The sequence below is a fragment of the Bacillus sp. AF23 genome (assembly GCF_020861455.1).
GTDB lineage: Bacteria > Bacillota > Bacilli > Bacillales > Bacillaceae > Bacillus > Bacillus halotolerans.
Genome location: NZ_JAJHVY010000027.1, coordinates 251,059 through 265,155 on the forward strand (window position 1 = coordinate 251,059; position 14,097 = coordinate 265,155).

At 45.5% G+C, this 14,097-nt stretch carries 17 protein-coding genes, 1 pseudogene and 1 other annotated feature; of the genes and pseudogenes, 3 read left to right on the plus strand and 15 right to left on the minus strand.

Features of this window, described 5'->3' with window-relative positions:
- The first annotated feature begins 55 nt into the window (after window positions 1–55).
- Window positions 56–703, plus strand: a complete 648-nt coding sequence (pcp, locus tag LNN34_RS14925) for a pyroglutamyl-peptidase I (RefSeq protein ID WP_229043725.1) — start codon at window positions 56–58, stop codon at window positions 701–703.
- Here the strand turns inward: pcp and tatC are convergent.
- The 6 genes from tatC to LNN34_RS14955 form a co-directional block, all read right to left on the minus strand.
- The gene (gene tatC, locus LNN34_RS14930; protein WP_024120100.1) at window positions 700–1,425 is read right to left on the minus strand and encodes a twin-arginine translocase subunit TatC; all 726 of its coding nucleotides are present in this window, start codon (window positions 1,423–1,425) and stop codon (window positions 700–702) included. The genes pcp and tatC overlap by 4 nt on opposite strands.
- Before the next feature lie 61 nt (window positions 1,426–1,486).
- Window positions 1,487–1,699 (minus strand): sec-independent protein translocase protein TatAD, encoded by a 213-nt coding sequence (tatAD, locus tag LNN34_RS14935; RefSeq protein WP_010332899.1) that lies wholly within the window; start codon window positions 1,697–1,699, stop codon window positions 1,487–1,489.
- Window positions 1,700–1,712: 13 nt separating this feature from the next.
- Window positions 1,713–3,464: an alkaline phosphatase PhoD gene (gene phoD, locus LNN34_RS14940; RefSeq protein ID WP_103672210.1), complete on the minus strand. Its 1,752-nt coding sequence runs from the start codon at window positions 3,462–3,464 to the stop codon at window positions 1,713–1,715.
- Window positions 3,465–3,518: 54 nt separating this feature from the next.
- Complete coding sequence (locus LNN34_RS14945; protein WP_049809871.1) at window positions 3,519–3,668, minus strand: hypothetical protein; 150 nt, start codon at window positions 3,666–3,668, stop codon at window positions 3,519–3,521.
- Between the two features lie 78 nt (window positions 3,669–3,746).
- Window positions 3,747–4,478 carry a vWA domain-containing protein gene (locus LNN34_RS14950; RefSeq protein ID WP_101860208.1) on the minus strand — a complete coding sequence of 244 codons (732 nt, stop codon included), beginning with the start codon at window positions 4,476–4,478 and terminating at the stop codon, window positions 3,747–3,749.
- A 107-nt stretch (window positions 4,479–4,585) separates the two neighbouring features.
- Window positions 4,586–5,014, minus strand: a complete 429-nt coding sequence (locus LNN34_RS14955; RefSeq protein WP_024120097.1) for a cell wall hydrolase — start codon at window positions 5,012–5,014, stop codon at window positions 4,586–4,588.
- Window positions 5,015–5,360: 346 nt separating this feature from the next.
- On the opposite strand from LNN34_RS14955, the gene LNN34_RS14960 reads away from it, so the two are divergent.
- Together LNN34_RS14960 and LNN34_RS22015 are read left to right on the plus strand one after the other, a co-directional pair.
- Complete coding sequence (locus LNN34_RS14960) at window positions 5,361–5,747, plus strand: YndM family protein (protein WP_229043726.1); 387 nt, start codon at window positions 5,361–5,363, stop codon at window positions 5,745–5,747.
- A pseudogene (locus LNN34_RS22015) lies at window positions 5,719–5,781 on the plus strand (hypothetical protein); the annotation flags it as partial. The gene LNN34_RS14960 and the pseudogene LNN34_RS22015, both read left to right, overlap by 29 nt.
- Here LNN34_RS22015 and LNN34_RS14970 read toward each other — a convergent pair.
- The 9 genes from LNN34_RS14970 to LNN34_RS15010 all read right to left on the minus strand — a co-directional run bounded on the left by LNN34_RS14970 (window position 5,782) and on the right by LNN34_RS15010 (window position 14,083).
- Window positions 5,782–6,477: an ABC transporter permease gene (locus LNN34_RS14970; RefSeq protein WP_095714487.1), complete on the minus strand. Its 696-nt coding sequence runs from the start codon at window positions 6,475–6,477 to the stop codon at window positions 5,782–5,784.
- Window positions 6,478–6,495: 18 nt separating this feature from the next.
- Complete coding sequence (locus tag LNN34_RS14975) at window positions 6,496–7,182, minus strand: ABC transporter permease (protein WP_229043753.1); 687 nt, start codon at window positions 7,180–7,182, stop codon at window positions 6,496–6,498.
- A gap of 17 nt (window positions 7,183–7,199) precedes the next feature.
- Window positions 7,200–8,123, minus strand: a complete 924-nt coding sequence (locus LNN34_RS14980) for an ABC transporter ATP-binding protein (protein ID WP_095714488.1) — start codon at window positions 8,121–8,123, stop codon at window positions 7,200–7,202.
- A gap of 93 nt (window positions 8,124–8,216) precedes the next feature.
- Window positions 8,217–9,152 (minus strand): HAMP domain-containing histidine kinase, encoded by a 936-nt coding sequence (locus LNN34_RS14985; RefSeq protein ID WP_024120095.1) that lies wholly within the window; start codon window positions 9,150–9,152, stop codon window positions 8,217–8,219.
- Window position 9,153: 1 nt separating this feature from the next.
- Window positions 9,154–9,834 carry a response regulator transcription factor gene (locus LNN34_RS14990; protein ID WP_198098574.1) on the minus strand — a complete coding sequence of 227 codons (681 nt, stop codon included), beginning with the start codon at window positions 9,832–9,834 and terminating at the stop codon, window positions 9,154–9,156.
- Between the two features lie 158 nt (window positions 9,835–9,992).
- Window positions 9,993–10,154 (minus strand): tryptophan RNA-binding attenuator protein inhibitory protein, encoded by a 162-nt coding sequence (locus tag LNN34_RS14995; RefSeq protein WP_024120093.1) that lies wholly within the window; start codon window positions 10,152–10,154, stop codon window positions 9,993–9,995.
- A 94-nt stretch (window positions 10,155–10,248) separates the two neighbouring features.
- Window positions 10,249–10,498: a binding site (T-box leader), on the minus strand.
- Window positions 10,499–10,554: 56 nt separating this feature from the next.
- Entirely contained in the window at window positions 10,555–11,478 is a 924-nt protein-coding gene (gene mphK, locus LNN34_RS15000; RefSeq protein WP_198097843.1) for a macrolide 2'-phosphotransferase MphK, read from the minus strand.
- A gap of 278 nt (window positions 11,479–11,756) precedes the next feature.
- Window positions 11,757–13,289 carry a galactarate dehydratase gene (gene garD / locus LNN34_RS15005; protein WP_198097842.1) on the minus strand — a complete coding sequence of 511 codons (1,533 nt, stop codon included), beginning with the start codon at window positions 13,287–13,289 and terminating at the stop codon, window positions 11,757–11,759.
- 92 nt (window positions 13,290–13,381) lie between these two features.
- On the minus strand, window positions 13,382–14,083 hold the full coding sequence (locus LNN34_RS15010) for a FadR/GntR family transcriptional regulator (protein WP_198097841.1): 702 nt from the start codon (window positions 14,081–14,083) through the stop codon (window positions 13,382–13,384).
- Between the last annotated feature and the right edge of the window lie 14 nt (window positions 14,084–14,097).

Genomic DNA, 14,097 nt, shown 5'->3' on the forward strand with positions numbered 1-14,097 from the left:
TTTGATGAAAAATCCAGAAATAAACAATTGAATAATAGAAAAGGAGATGGTAACCATGAGAAAAAAAGTGCTTTTCACAGGTTTTGATCCTTTTGATCAGGAAACTGTCAATCCATCGTGGGAAGCGGTGAAACAGCTGAATGGCTTTGAAACGGATCAGGTGATCATCGCTTCGGAACAAATTCCAACTGTGTTCAGAACCGCTCTCGACACTTTGCGGCAAGCGATTCATAAACATCAGCCGGACATCGTGATCTGCGTCGGGCAAGCCGGAGGCCGGATGCAGGTGACACCGGAACGGGTCGCGATCAATCTTGCAGACGCGCGTATCCCGGATAATGAAGGAAACCAGCCGATTGATGAAGAGATTTCTCCCGGCGGGCCTGCCGCTTACTGGACAGGGCTTCCGATTAAACGCATCACATCTCAAATGAAGGAAAACGGCATTCCGGCGGCTGTTTCCTTTACGGCCGGCACATTTGTATGCAACTATCTGTTCTACGGGTTAATGGATCACATCCACCGTACGTCTCCGCACATTCACGGCGGGTTTATCCACATTCCATACATTCCGGAACAAACAATCGACAAAACAGCGCCGAGCCTCAGCCTCGACATGATCGTCAAAGCATTGAGGATCGCCGCTGTTACGGCCGCACAATATGATCAGGATACGAAGTCACCCGGCGGCGCGCTGCACTAAGCGGCGGCCGCTTCACTGGTCAGTCTCTTTTTGTATACAAACGCTGATAGTGTGACACTCACTTCGAACAGGACAAGCAGCGGAATCATCACGAGAAAATCAGAAATAAAATCTGGCGGGGTAATCAATATGGACACCACGATCAGCAGAAAATAGGACAGCTTTCTCGCTTTGGCCAGCCGGTATGGATTTAAGATGCCTAACCTTGTCAAAAACATCACCACAAGGGGCATTTCAAACAGAAAACCGAACGGCAGGCTCAAATTCACCATAAACCTGAAATAGCGGTCAGCGGTAAACATCGTTTCAAAATGGCCGGCAGACAAATGTGTCAAAAAGCCGAGAACGATCGGAAACAACACAAAATATCCGAACGAGATGCCGGCCAGAAACAGGGCGAATAATCCCGGTATGTACATCAGTGTCACGTTGCGCTCCGTTTTTGTCAGCGCCGGCGCTACAAAACGCCAAAGCTGATAGGCGGCAACGGGGATGGAGGCGGCAATCGCACAAATGCCGGCAAGCATCATATATACCCAGAGAATTTCACTCGGTCCGAGAACAGCTAATTTTCCGTCAAAATCTCTGATCAGCCAATCATAAATGTCCTCCACAAACAAAAAAGCCGTAATTAAAAACAGAAGAAAAGCCGCAAGTGTGAAGATGATCCGACGGCGAAGCTCTTCTAAATGTCCGATCAGATGAGTTTCTTTTTTATCCATTCAAAAAAGCCCTCCCTTTCATGAGAAAAAGAGGCAGACCATGCGTCTGCCTCATCAGCACTCAGCCTGCGTTTTTGTCCTGCTTCACCGCTGAGAGCTCAGCTGATTTTTCTTCTTTTTCATCACCAGACACAAGTGATTTTGTGGCGCTTTTGAATTCCAGCAGAGTCCGACCGGCGGCTCGCCCGATTTCCGGAAGCTTTGAAGGGCCAAAAATAATGAGGGCGATGACAAAGATCAGAATCAAGCCTGGTATTCCAATGTTTGAAAACATTATGTTTCACTCCTTAATGCGTGATTTTTGCCCGTTTTTTGATCATTTGTTTTTCATGGGCTTTGTTGTGCTCAAAGAAACGATCCTCTTCGACTTCATTGGATTGTTTCACTCCGCCTTGAACCATTGTCGAGGATACCTTTCTCAATCCGGTTTGGTCTTTTTGATAAACGAATGAAGCCCGTGTGGAAATGGCTGCTCCCGGCTCTGTCACAAATGGCATTACCCGATAATCAGCTTTCCACTGGTGAGGCGTTACTGTACAGCGGACATATCCGCGGTAATCGTTAAAGAACTTGATATGTGGATTTTCCTTTAAAATTTGATCGGTATCCGCCCGCTTATCCGCTCCGTTTCCTCCGGATGTGATGGAGGTGCCGACAAATTCAGCCCCGAAAATTTTTGAGCTTGTTTTATTAAAATCGACATGCAGATTCGATGCCCAGCTTGCGTGTACATCTCCTGTCAGCACGACAACATTATTTAAATTTTTGCTGTTAATGTAATTGACGACCCGTTCGCGCTGAGCCGGATAACCGTCCCATGAATCCATGCTGTAGATCGGGCTTGAGCTTGTCCCGAAATTCCACTTCGCAAAGAAGATTTGCTGTGCCAGCACATTCCAATATGCAGTCGAGCTGCTCAAATTGTTAAAAAGCCACTGCTCCTGTTCTTTTCCTAACAAGGTCCGATTCGGATTGAGCGATTCATCAGAAGGCGGCTTATTGCCGTCGTTATTGGCTTGGTCATCTCTGTACTGGCGTGTATCCAGCACATTAAATGATGCCAGATTTCCATACGTAAAGTGGCGGTACAGCTGCATATCCGGGCCATTCGGCAGAGAGGAGATGCGGAGCGGCATATGCTCATAATAAGCCTGATACGCCGCCGCACGGCGCAATACAAACGCGTCAACCGACTGCCCTTTTTCCGGGATTTTATTGGCATAGTTATTTTCAACTTCATGGTCATCCCACGTGACAACCCAAGGAAACGCCGCATGTGCCGCTTTTAAATTAGCGTCTGAACGGTATTGGGCATGGCGGTTTCGATAGTCCTGCAGCGTAATGATTTCTGCGCTGTTGTGCGTGCGGACATTGCCCGTTTTCGATACATATTCATTCGGCCCGTACTCATATATGTAATCACCGAGATGGAAGACAAGATCAAGCTTTTCCTTCGCCATATGCTTGTAGGCTGTATAATAGCCATGCTCATATTGCTGGCAGGAAGCGAAGGCAAAGGTCATTTTCGGCACATTGGCACCTGGGGCGGGCAGTGTTTTTGTTTTTCCGACAGGACTTAGCTCATGTCCGGTTTTGAATCGGTAATAGTACACTTTGTTCGGCTCAAGCCCGTCCGCTTCCACGTGGACAGAATGGGCGAGGCTCGGTTTGGCCATTTCTGTGCCCTTTCTTACGATCTTGCGGAAGTGCTCATCCTTTGCCACTTCCCATTTGACAGGCACAGCCTGGTTCGGCATCCCCCCGCCGTTCAGCGGATCTGGCGCCAAACGCGTCCAGAGCACGACGCTGTCAGAAAGCGGATCTCCTGAAGCGACGCCGAGCGTAAACGGATAACTAGAGAACTTAGGCGCAGCATTTACTTCAAATGCTCCTACCGACTGAGCAATGGTTAATCCAAGAGAAAGCCCCGCAATTTTTCCAGCCCCCTGAATAAATTTGCGGCGGTCAAACGTATTATTCTGAAAGCTTTCGTCTTTCAATTTCTGTACCCATTCGTCAAAACGACTGTCATTTGCCATTCCAGATCCCCTCTCTTCTCATTGATCGCTTTCATTATAGGAAACCATTGTTAATTAGCTGTGAAGAAGTGTGAAGGGATTGTAAGCACTGAACATGGGAAACAGGACTTCATTCACAGCCCTTTCGCCGAAACATGCCGACAGCTGGCAAAACGGCGTGTTTTCTGCATATCCTGTCGTTTGCAAGCCGCCCTTTTTACCCATTTTTCTTCACATGATCTTAAAAAAACAAAAACACCGAGCGATTTTGCAAAATCACTCAGTGTTCGGAAAAGCTGTCTGTTATTTAGAAAACAATCTGCTGAAAAAGCCCTTCTTTTCCGGTTTTGCAGCTTCAGGCTCTTGTTCTATTAAAATTCCTTTTTCCTTCACTTCTTGCAGCCAAAATGGAAATTCAGTAAGCAACGCATCATAAAGCTCATCATCAGAGATGCGTTCAATGTCTTCGATATGCAGGAAGTTTGCGTTATCAACAACACGCCCTTCTAGCGTATCCAGTTTATTAAGAAAATCGAAGTTGCCGTTTCCGATGCCGACAAACTGCCAAAACACCGGTTTATCAGAGGCAGCTTCAATAATAGGTTTGATGGATTTTTTACACCCTCCATCATTAATAAAAACGATAAAAGCGGGATATGAACTCGGTTCTTCCACAACATATTTATGTAACACATCTTTTATGACCGGCGGCTCATCATTTCTCCCGAATTTATGCAAGAGTTCATTATTCAAAATTTCGCGATCAACATAGCCTGAAAAATCGATTTCATTGACTGGCTTTAACCGGGAGAATTCATTATCATAAACCCATACATCAAGCAGGCCGTTATCATCAAACTGATCAGCCACAGCCAAAATCCGCTCCACCACTTTTTGAACCGTTCCGTTTTTATACAGCGTTCTCATTGAACCGGTAATATCCAGCACCAGCCCGACACGAGCCGTCACCTTGGTTAACTGCTTTTTCTCCAGTACGATTTTTACGCTCTTCTTTTGCAGGTCAATTGTCGCCATTTTGTCATCTCCTGTAGTTCTTTTATCCGATTATCTCACAGAAATATTTACCATTGGTATAACTTTTTAAAGAAAAAACACCGTTCAGATGTGAACGGCGTCTCTCCTTAAAATGTGTTATATACATTTTCACATGTTTCGCCCGTCGGCTGATAAAAACAATGTGATTTGAATCTGGCCACAAACGGCTGGTTATACCAGGTCGGCGGGCAGTTTCCTCCCGGCTTGAAATACCACAAGCTGAATTTTGCCGGCCAGAACCTCTCCCCGTTTATCGTCCGGCGTGCCAAGGCCCGCTCGCTTTCCCGCGGTCTTTGATAAAAGTATCCATGGGTCACCGCTTCAAACGCATGCGGCTGAAAAATCATCTGCCTGATGGTGCGGAGGCCTTTAAAATCAGAGCAATTGGCCCTCAGCCGATTAATCCCAACATTTCCGACAAGCAGCATCCCCTGCTTTCCTTCACCTTCCGCTTCCGCTCTGAGCAGCCGTGCCATCAAGTTGACATCAGCGCTTGTTGCTCTCACAACCGCCATCACGTCACCTCCCCTTTTTCTCCTTTCATCATATTGCAATACCCAAAGAGTGATGACGGAGGGACAGGAGAAGTTTTAAAATTTATTCTCCCGGTGCTGTCACAAACCATAAAGATCGGTAATTGCAGAAGAAAAATGGACATCTGGCCGTCAAGGAAATCTCCGGTAAAATCCCGGATTCCACGGGTATGGCAGCTGCCGCTTCATCCCCTGATTCATAACAGTTCTTCAGCCTTTTTCCACCTGTAGCCGAAAACGCTTTGTAAAGAACACAAAGTAATGTTTAACTTTCCGTATTTGAGGAATCATACATAACAAATCAGATAAAAGAAGGAGGAACCTTATCATGACACATGTGAAAGCGCTCGCGATTAAAGGTATTATGACGATTATTGTTTTGTATTTGGTGCTGGGTCTTGGCTTTGGTTTCACGTTTGGTGATACGCTGCTGATGACGGTTGTGTTAGGGGTCATTTCTTATTTGCTTGGAGACCTTTATGTATTGCCCCGATGGAACAATATGATCGCCACTTTGGCTGATTTCGGTTTGGCATTTCTCGCGATTTGGCTGATGGGCATGCCGCTTTCTATGGGGATGACTGGCGGAGAAATTGCGCTGGCGGCTCTATTTGGAGCAATCGCCATGGCCATCGGTGAATATTGCTTCCATTTCTATATGATGAGCAAAGAAATTGGCAAAAAGCATTATCTTGAAACAAGAACAGATTCATAATCAAAAGGCCGGTGCTGACAGCATCGGCCTTCTATCATAAAGCATCTTCCCGGTCTATGTTTCGGACAGACCAAATCGCTATCAAGATGCCGATCGCACCTAAAGAAAGCGGAATGTAGATAATCGTTGCCAGCGATAACTCGGGGCTTTGCTGGCTGATCAGTATCGTCAATATAACCGATGAAATGATAGCAGCCGGAACAGAGCGTTTCCTCATCCCAAAATATAAAGGAATAAAACTCAAGCACGCAGCCGAAGCGGCATATATCGCCATACTGCCGACCTCTTGCCCGATAGTCTGGACTGATAACATCGCAGGTGTAAGTTGATAATATTGATTGATTTGCGCAAAGATGAATGAAAGCGCAATTTCAGACACCATAATGGTGATAAACGTCAGTCCGCCTGTAATCAGCAGCTTGGCAGCAATCAGTTTTTTCCGGCTGATGGGATATGTAAACATGACGGTAATCGTTTTATTTTTGTACTCGCTAATAATCAATTTGGCAATCAGCACACTGGCGAAAACAACAAATACAGATCTTACAAACGTTCCAAGCAAAAATAGCGTGGATGCCGCATCAGTCATCACCTCCGGCTGCGGGAGTTTTTTTTCTTCTGATGCGATCAAGCATATAAATCCGAGAATACATAGATTTGCAATAACGGCGCCTCTGTAATACCAGCCTAATTTCATTTTTTTTAATTCAAGTTTCATTAAATTCAACATGTTGTTTCAACTCCGTATTTAAGCATCTTGCCAGTCTGCTTTCCTGACTGCCATGTATGAAAAAAACAAACCGACAGCAGCTAGAGATAATGGAATATATACAATGGAAGAAATGGACAGGCCCGGGCTTGTTGAACTCATCAGCATGACGATCACGACAGATGAAATGATGGTTGCCGAGACAGAGTGCTTACGCATCCCAAAAAAGATGGGAACTAAACTGGTGCCAGCGGCGCCAAAAGCGAAAACCGCCATTTTTACCGAATGCTGAGAAATGACATCGGCGCTCAATTCTCCCGGAATGACATGGCAGATCGAATTCAGCATATAGAAAGCGGCTGCTACGAACGCATTTGAGACTAAAATAGTGATAAACGTCAGCCCGCCTGAGATGCTAAGCTTAGCAGCAAGCAGTTTTTTCCGGCTGATCGGGTACGTAAACATCACTTGAATCGTTTTGTTTTTATATTCCGATATGACTAATTTGGCGATCAGTACAGCGCCAAAAACGATAAACACCGCTCTGACAAAAGTGCCAATGACGAGAAATGCATCATCCATGCTTTGGAACGATTCAGTGCCCTCCGCTTTTTCTATGTAACTGACCAACCACATAAAGCCAAGGATAATCAGGTTAGCAATGATAACTCCTCTCACATACCATCCCAACTTCATTTTCCTTAATTCGATTCTGATCAAATTCAGCAACGGTCTCGCCTCCTCTACGCACTGATGTGATTGCCGTTGATCAAGCTGATGAAGTAGTCCTCCAGTGAAGTATACTTTTTATTCATTGATTCAATGTCTACATCATTTAAAATAAGCGCTTTTGATATGGCACCCTGTGATCGTTGAGCATCATAAATCCGAATGGTTTTATCATTTAAGATTTTAAAGTTGGCAATGTGAAGTTCTTTCTCAAGCACAAAGCAGGCTTTTGTCTGATTCGATGTAACGAGTTCGATGTATTCTGTGTTTTGTCCCCTTACATCTTCCATCGACACCTCTTCCAGCAGCCTGCCGTCACGAATGACGCCGATTGTGTCCGCAATTTGTTCGATTTCACTCAGCATATGGCTGGAGATCAGCAGTGTCATTCCATACTCTTTGCTTAATACTTGAAATAAGTTTCTGATCTTTTTAATGCCGACAGGATCAAGGCCGTTTACCGGCTCATCCAATATAAGCAGATCAGGTTTGGTGAGGATGGCGCGCGCTATGCCGAGGCGCTGCTTCATTCCAAGCGAAAATGTTTTGACGGGTTTCTTGTCGATCTGTTTTAAATTCACCATATCGAGCACTTCTTGAATGGCTTTTTTATTGTGGTATCCCATGTATGCACAATGCAGCTCTAAATTTTCGATAGCCGTCAGATTTTCATAGAAAATTGGATATTCAATCATGCTGCCGATCTTGCCAAGCACCTCATATGACGTATGAGTGAGATTGTTTCCGAGGATATTGATTTCACCGCTTGTCGGTTTTACAAGACTTGTCAGCATTTTCATGATGGTTGTTTTCCCTGCTCCGTTCGGGCCGAGAAAGCCGTAAATTTCGCCTTTTTTGATATGCATGCTGACATCTGATACGACTTCTTTGCCTTGAAACGTTTTGGTCAGTCCGTTTGTTTGTACGATGTAAGTCAACGTTGTTGCTCCTTTCCTCTTTTTCCTGTTTTCTATTGTAGCGGCGGGCCCTGTCATTTTTATTTCTTCATTCTTAAGAAATTCTTACGATTGTTAATAGGTCATTCGTTTTAATGTAATCGTAAACGCTGTCCGTTCATACGGCTTGCTTTGAAGAGAGATGGAGCCCCCCATTTTTTCCACAAGCCTTTTCGTGATCGTCAAACCGAGACCGCTCCCTTGGAATGCTTTGTTTCTTGATTCTTCAAGTGTGTACAGCCTCTCAAATACCCGCTGCTGGTCTGTTTCACTGATTCCTTTTCCGCGGTCCCATACGGAGATGGCAATGCTTGTCTCATCATAAGAAAGTGATAATCCGATAAACTTGCCAACCGCGCCATATTGAATCGCGTTGGATAATAAATTTTGCAGGATACGGTCCAGCGCCTCTTCATTTGCATGCGCGTATACCGGTGTATCCGGAATATCAATCTCCGCGTTAAAACCTTTTGCCTGAACGGCATCATAGTAATGCAGGATATTTCGTTTGCATACTTCGTTGATATGTATTTTTGTGATCGGGATTTGTTTGTCTTCAGATTCCAATTTGGCTAAATCAAAAAAAGAGTGGATCATTTGGATGAGTTCATTTGTTTTTTGGTGCAGTTTCTCAAGCAGTCTTTCCCGCTCGCTGTCCGGCATATCCCGGTCACTTTGGATGGCTTCGATATAACCGAGAATGACTGTCAGAGGTGTTTTGAGATCGTGTGACATATTGGTCAGCATCCGTCTCATGGATTGCTCTGTTTTTGCAAACCGGGCGTTGATATGCTGATGGTCCTCAGCGAGCAGATTGATGTTGACGAGCAGATTCCTAAGCGCACGGTCATCTGTATGAAGTAAAACCTGATCGGCCGATTCGTTGTCAAGCATGGCGCTAAGCTTTTCTGCCGTATACGTCAAATTCCTGTCCCGGTTCTTTTTCATCATATATTGAATGACATTCAGACACGCTAAAGCGATGATAGCGGCAATCGTTAATACTGCCATTCTAAAACTCTCCCCATTTATAGCCGATGCCCCATAATGTTTTGATATATTGAGGAGACGATGGATCATCTTCAATCTTTTCTCTCAGCCGTCTCATATGTACATTAATGATGTTTTGGTCGCCGAAGTACTCCTCATTCCATACGGAACGATAGATTTGTTCTTTCGTAAACACCTTTTTAGGATTTGCTGCAAATAGTATCAGCAGCTGCCATTCGGTTGACGTCAGCTGAAGCGGTTCGCCGTTTTTCAGAACGGATACATTGTCTATATCGATCGTAAGCTGGTGAACACGAATCACCTGATGTTCAGCCGGTTCACTCGACGAATATTGCGTCGCCCTCCGTATCGCTGCTTTGACTCTGGCTGTCAGTTCAATCATCGAAAACGGTTTGGCGATATAATCATCCGCCCCGAATCCCAGCCCCAGTGCTTTATCAACATCTCCGTCTTTTGCTGAAATCATTAAAACAGGAATCTTGCTTTTTTCCCGAATGATTTTTAAAACATCCATTCCATTCAGCTCCGGAAGCATAATATCAAGCAGAATAAGGTCGTACGCCTGCTCTTGAAACCTCCGAATGCCCTCTTCACCGTCGAAAGCATGCACGATTTCAAAGCCTTCTTTTGTTAAATAATGGTCCACCATTTCACTGATGGAATGGTCATCCTCCACAAGCAATATGCGCTGCATCCTCTCACCTAACCTTTTTCATAGTCAAAAAAACACACATGTCATTACGCTTATTGTAATTGAAAAACATGTGTGTTTTACAAAATTTATTCTTTTTTTCCTGTTTTCAGCTTTTACCTGCAGCCGCTCAGCTCAGCTTTTCTCCTTTACTTGTTCATATGTTTTTGGATAAAATCCAAAAGCGTATTTCCTTGAGCCGTCAGAATGACGCCCTTCCCGCTGCATGCCGGGCAAGGTTTGCCTTCTATTTCTCCGGCTCTTTCACAATGCGGACAAGCAACCTCCAGATCATCAGTTGCGATCACCATTTGAATTCCTCCTTTCCCATTGATTAAACATGGACCACCAGCCTTCTTCCATTGGCCGTCACCTCCTTTAAGAAACACAAAAACCCCCGTCCTATCAAAGGACGAGGGTCTCGCGGTACCACCTTTATTAACAGCTAAAAAGCCATTCGCTCATCAGTACAGAAAACGTCAGTTTCGATACTCCTCTCTTGGTAACGGGGAGAGCATCCCGGCATTGTCTACTATCTATTCAGCAAAGCAATTCAGAAGCCCATTCGGCATCAGGGGAGGATCGGTTCACACCTGCCACCGACTCTCTGAACCCCGCTCACTGATGCTTACTTGCTCTTCCTCACAATTGTTAATCCGTTCTTTCGTTTGTAAAATTTATAATACTCCGTCAATTTACAGAAGTCAATTCTTAATCCAATTTAGATTCGCCAAGTGCTTCCAGAGCCATATTTACGTGCTCCTCCTGCTGTGTCTGAAGAGCGAACTTGGCAATTTCCAGCGGATACGCCGCCTGCATCTCTGAGATGTGAGCCTGCATTTTTGACCATACACGGCCGCCTGCTTGATCATAGCATTCAAGCAAACGGGCTGTTTCTTTTTCTCCGAAAATCATGTGGTAAAAGACAAAATCCTTGGCTGGATCGGCGACTTTCGCTTCTGTCCAATCCAGAAGGCCTGTGACGTGTTCATTTTGATCAATAAGGATATGCGGCGGATGGAGATCGCCGTGTATCAGCGCGGAGAAACCGGGCCAGTATGCATCATCATTGATCCACGTTTGCCATCTTTCCCAAAGCTGCTTAGATACGCCAAACTTATTCTTCACATCAGCCATAGATTCAGCTGTCATTTTCCTGAAATCTTCTGGCATCACCACTTCTATTCCGGATTTGCCGGCAGATGTTTGATTCATGCCATGCAATTCTGCCAGTATTTCGGCAAGTGTATGAACAAAATCGTCTGACGGCGGCTGATGATTCATATTCCATACATATTGTTTCTGTTCCAAATCAATTCCAGCAGCAGGCGTTCCGCTAAGCTTCGGGTAAGCGATCAATTCCGGCGTATGAATTTTCCAATCCGGCACATCAGCTGTGAGATTCGCGCGGAGAAAGGCAAGCGTTCTGCCTTCTGAAGCTGCTCTTTCAACAACATCGCTTCGCCGCGGTTTTCGCAGTACCCATGGCATACCTGTATCATCCTCGGCAAATACAACTTGAAAATCCATTCCCGTTTCATTCAATTGAGCGTTATCAGAGTGAACCGTCAAACCTTGATTGCGTGCAAACGCGACAATCTCAGTGATTAGCTGCCTTTCGTTCGGGTTTGTCATCTCTTTTCCCCTTTCTCATATTCCGCCTGTCGTTAGAGAGAAGGGATGTTTTTAAGGAACAAAAAAAGAGGGCAGCATCGCCACCCTCTTTTCATTACAATATTAGGGTACATACATAGGCAGATTCATCCCGATTCCCCGCATCCAGGCGAGTGTCGTTCACTATTGAATTCGTATTAATCGGAATCTATTGAATGCCATGTCGGAACCCCTCCGTTCATTGTAGTTGATCTCCATGTTACATCATATTCCAGTTTTGATCTACTATAAAAAATGAATCAAGTCACAGGCGCGGGGTTAAACAAACACAAATCATTATGAAGGCCCCAATGGTCCGCCCATGTTTGTTTCCTGCCGCTCGCTACATCTAAGACCATCCGAAAAATCTCCCAGCCGACTTCTTCGATACTGGCCTCTCCGGTAGCAATTCGCCCGGCATTGATATCGATTAAATCCGCCCAATGCTCTGTTAATGAATGGCGTGTAGATACTTTCAGCACCGGCGCAGCAGCCAATCCATACGGTGTTCCTCTGCCTGTCGTAAAGACCTGCAGATTCATGCCTGCCGCCAGCTGAAGGGTTCCGCACACAAAGTCGCTTGCCGGCGTCGCTGCAAACAGCAAACCCTTTTTCTCCGCCTTCTCCCCAGGCCCGAGCACACCGGAAATGGGGCTTGTGCCTGACTTTGCTACCGATCCTAACGCTTTTTCCACCACATTGGATAAACCGCCTTTTTTATTGCCAGGTGACGGATTGGCGCTTCTGTCTGCTTCCCCCCGCCTCAGATAGCTGTCATACCACTTCATCTCATCGATCAGCGAACGTCCGACCTCTTCGCTGACAGCTCGCGGCGTTAATAAGTGAATCGCATCCCGCACCTCAGTCACTTCAGAAAACAAGACCGTTGCGCCTGCCCGAACCAATAAATCAGCCGCATATCCCACTGCCGGATTCGCCGTCACGCCGGAAAAGGCATCACTGCCGCCGCATTGCAAGCCAATTACCAGGTCAGAAACAGGGCAGGTTACACGGACTCTGCTGTTGAGTCTGATTAACCGCTCCTCCGCCATTTCCATGATCGATTGAATCATATTCGCAAAGCCTTGATGATCTTGAAGTGAAATGATGTGATCTTTTTTCTCAGGTGCAATCCGTGCCGGGAGGAGCTTTTCACATCCTAATCCGACCACCATCACTTCCCCGCCGAAGTTCGGATGCTTTGCCAGATTTTGAATCGTGCGGATGGGAATCACGGCGTCTGGGGCATTGATGGCCACGCCGCATCCATATTGATGATGAAGCGGCACGACATCATCGACATTTGGATATTTCGGAAGAAGTTCTTCTTTTATCCGTTTTACCGCATAATCCAGCACGCCGACGACACATTGAACACTTGTGGTGATACCGAGAATATTTTTTGTTCCCGCACTGCCGTCAGCATTTCGATATCCTTCAAACGTATAGCCTTCAAGAGGCGGCAGCGGTTCAGGCACTTTGTTTGCGATAGGAAGGTCATGGAGTTCCGGAGGGGCGGGCATTCTCACCAAAGCTTCCCGCACCCAGCTTCCGCGTTTGATCGGCTGATCTGCAAATCCGATCACTTCTCCATAACGCACGATGGCATCTCCCTGATTCAAATCGGTTAGGGCCACTTTATGGCCTTGAGGAACATCTTCTTCAAGCATCAGCCCGCATGGAAAAACAGTGCCCTTTTTCAGTCCGCCGTCATTTACAATAATCGCCGTGTTATCTTTTACATTCACTTTAATGTAAAGAGGCGCTTGATTCTGTCTGAGGTTCATCACCATAGGAATATCACTCCTCAACATTGTAAACGCTTTCCGATTTTGATTTAAAAAAAGCCGCAAATCCCGATTTCAAACTGCGGCTGTCATAACAATTATTTTTCATCTATTCCATTCAAAATTTTGTCACGGACAAATTTCAAATGCTCATACATGTGGTAATGAGCCTGGTAAGGATCTCTTTTGGCAAGGGCGTCGTAGATTTTTTTGTGGTATTCAACCGTAACATCCCTTTCCCTGTACGGAATCTGGCTGTCGATTTTCGCATGTGTGATCAGCAAAGATTGAATCATTCCTTCAACAACGGGATTATTAGCGCTTAATGCAATAATTCGGTGAAATTCTTTATCTGCTTCTCCATAATTGTTGTCAGTGCTGCTGGCGATGTCGTCGATTGTTTTTTGTAAACGCTTAAGCTCATCTTGATTTATCTTTTCCGCGGCAATCGTCACCAGCCCGAGTTCTAACGCCATCCGCGCTTCAATAATGGCCGGAAGATTATCAGTCGCCAAAGCAAGCATGACGGAAAAAGGCTGCATCCCGATTTTGTCATTGAAATACGTGCCGCCGCGGGTTTTTCTCGTGATAACGCCCAGCGTCTCTAGTGAGCTAAGCGCTTCGCGAAGCACCGGTCTGCTGACATGTAAGATATCCATTAGCTCCATTTCTGTCGGCAATTTGTCTCCGGCCTTTAATTGTCCGCTTGACAGTAAATGGACAATCCGTTCAATGACCTGCTTGGCTAATGTTTTCCGATTGACTGTATCCACCTTCAGATCTTCTAAACCTTCGTACACGAACAACTCTCCCT

What these genes read in the sequence shown, in the direction of transcription:
- pcp (WP_229043725.1), top strand. Translation starts at nt 56, where the DNA reads ATGAGAAAAAAAGTGCTTTTCACAGGTTTTGATCCTTTTGATCAGGAA.
- tatC (WP_024120100.1), bottom strand. Translation starts at nt 1,425, where the DNA reads ATGGATAAAAAAGAAACTCATCTGATCGGACATTTAGAAGAGCTTCGC.
- tatAD (WP_010332899.1), bottom strand. Translation starts at nt 1,699, where the DNA reads ATGTTTTCAAACATTGGAATACCAGGCTTGATTCTGATCTTTGTCATC.
- phoD (WP_103672210.1), bottom strand. Translation starts at nt 3,464, where the DNA reads ATGGCAAATGACAGTCGTTTTGACGAATGGGTACAGAAATTGAAAGAC.
- LNN34_RS14945 (WP_049809871.1), bottom strand. Translation starts at nt 3,668, where the DNA reads ATGGGTAAAAAGGGCGGCTTGCAAACGACAGGATATGCAGAAAACACG.
- LNN34_RS14950 (WP_101860208.1), bottom strand. Translation starts at nt 4,478, where the DNA reads ATGGCGACAATTGACCTGCAAAAGAAGAGCGTAAAAATCGTACTGGAG.
- LNN34_RS14955 (WP_024120097.1), bottom strand. Translation starts at nt 5,014, where the DNA reads ATGGCGGTTGTGAGAGCAACAAGCGCTGATGTCAACTTGATGGCACGG.
- LNN34_RS14960 (WP_229043726.1), top strand. Translation starts at nt 5,361, where the DNA reads ATGACACATGTGAAAGCGCTCGCGATTAAAGGTATTATGACGATTATT.
- LNN34_RS14970 (WP_095714487.1), bottom strand. Translation starts at nt 6,477, where the DNA reads ATGTTGAATTTAATGAAACTTGAATTAAAAAAAATGAAATTAGGCTGG.
- LNN34_RS14985 (WP_024120095.1), bottom strand. Translation starts at nt 9,152, where the DNA reads ATGGCAGTATTAACGATTGCCGCTATCATCGCTTTAGCGTGTCTGAAT.
- LNN34_RS14995 (WP_024120093.1), bottom strand. Translation starts at nt 10,154, where the DNA reads ATGGTGATCGCAACTGATGATCTGGAGGTTGCTTGTCCGCATTGTGAA.
- mphK (WP_198097843.1), bottom strand. Translation starts at nt 11,478, where the DNA reads ATGACAAACCCGAACGAAAGGCAGCTAATCACTGAGATTGTCGCGTTT.
- garD (WP_198097842.1), bottom strand. Translation starts at nt 13,289, where the DNA reads ATGGTGATGAACCTCAGACAGAATCAAGCGCCTCTTTACATTAAAGTG.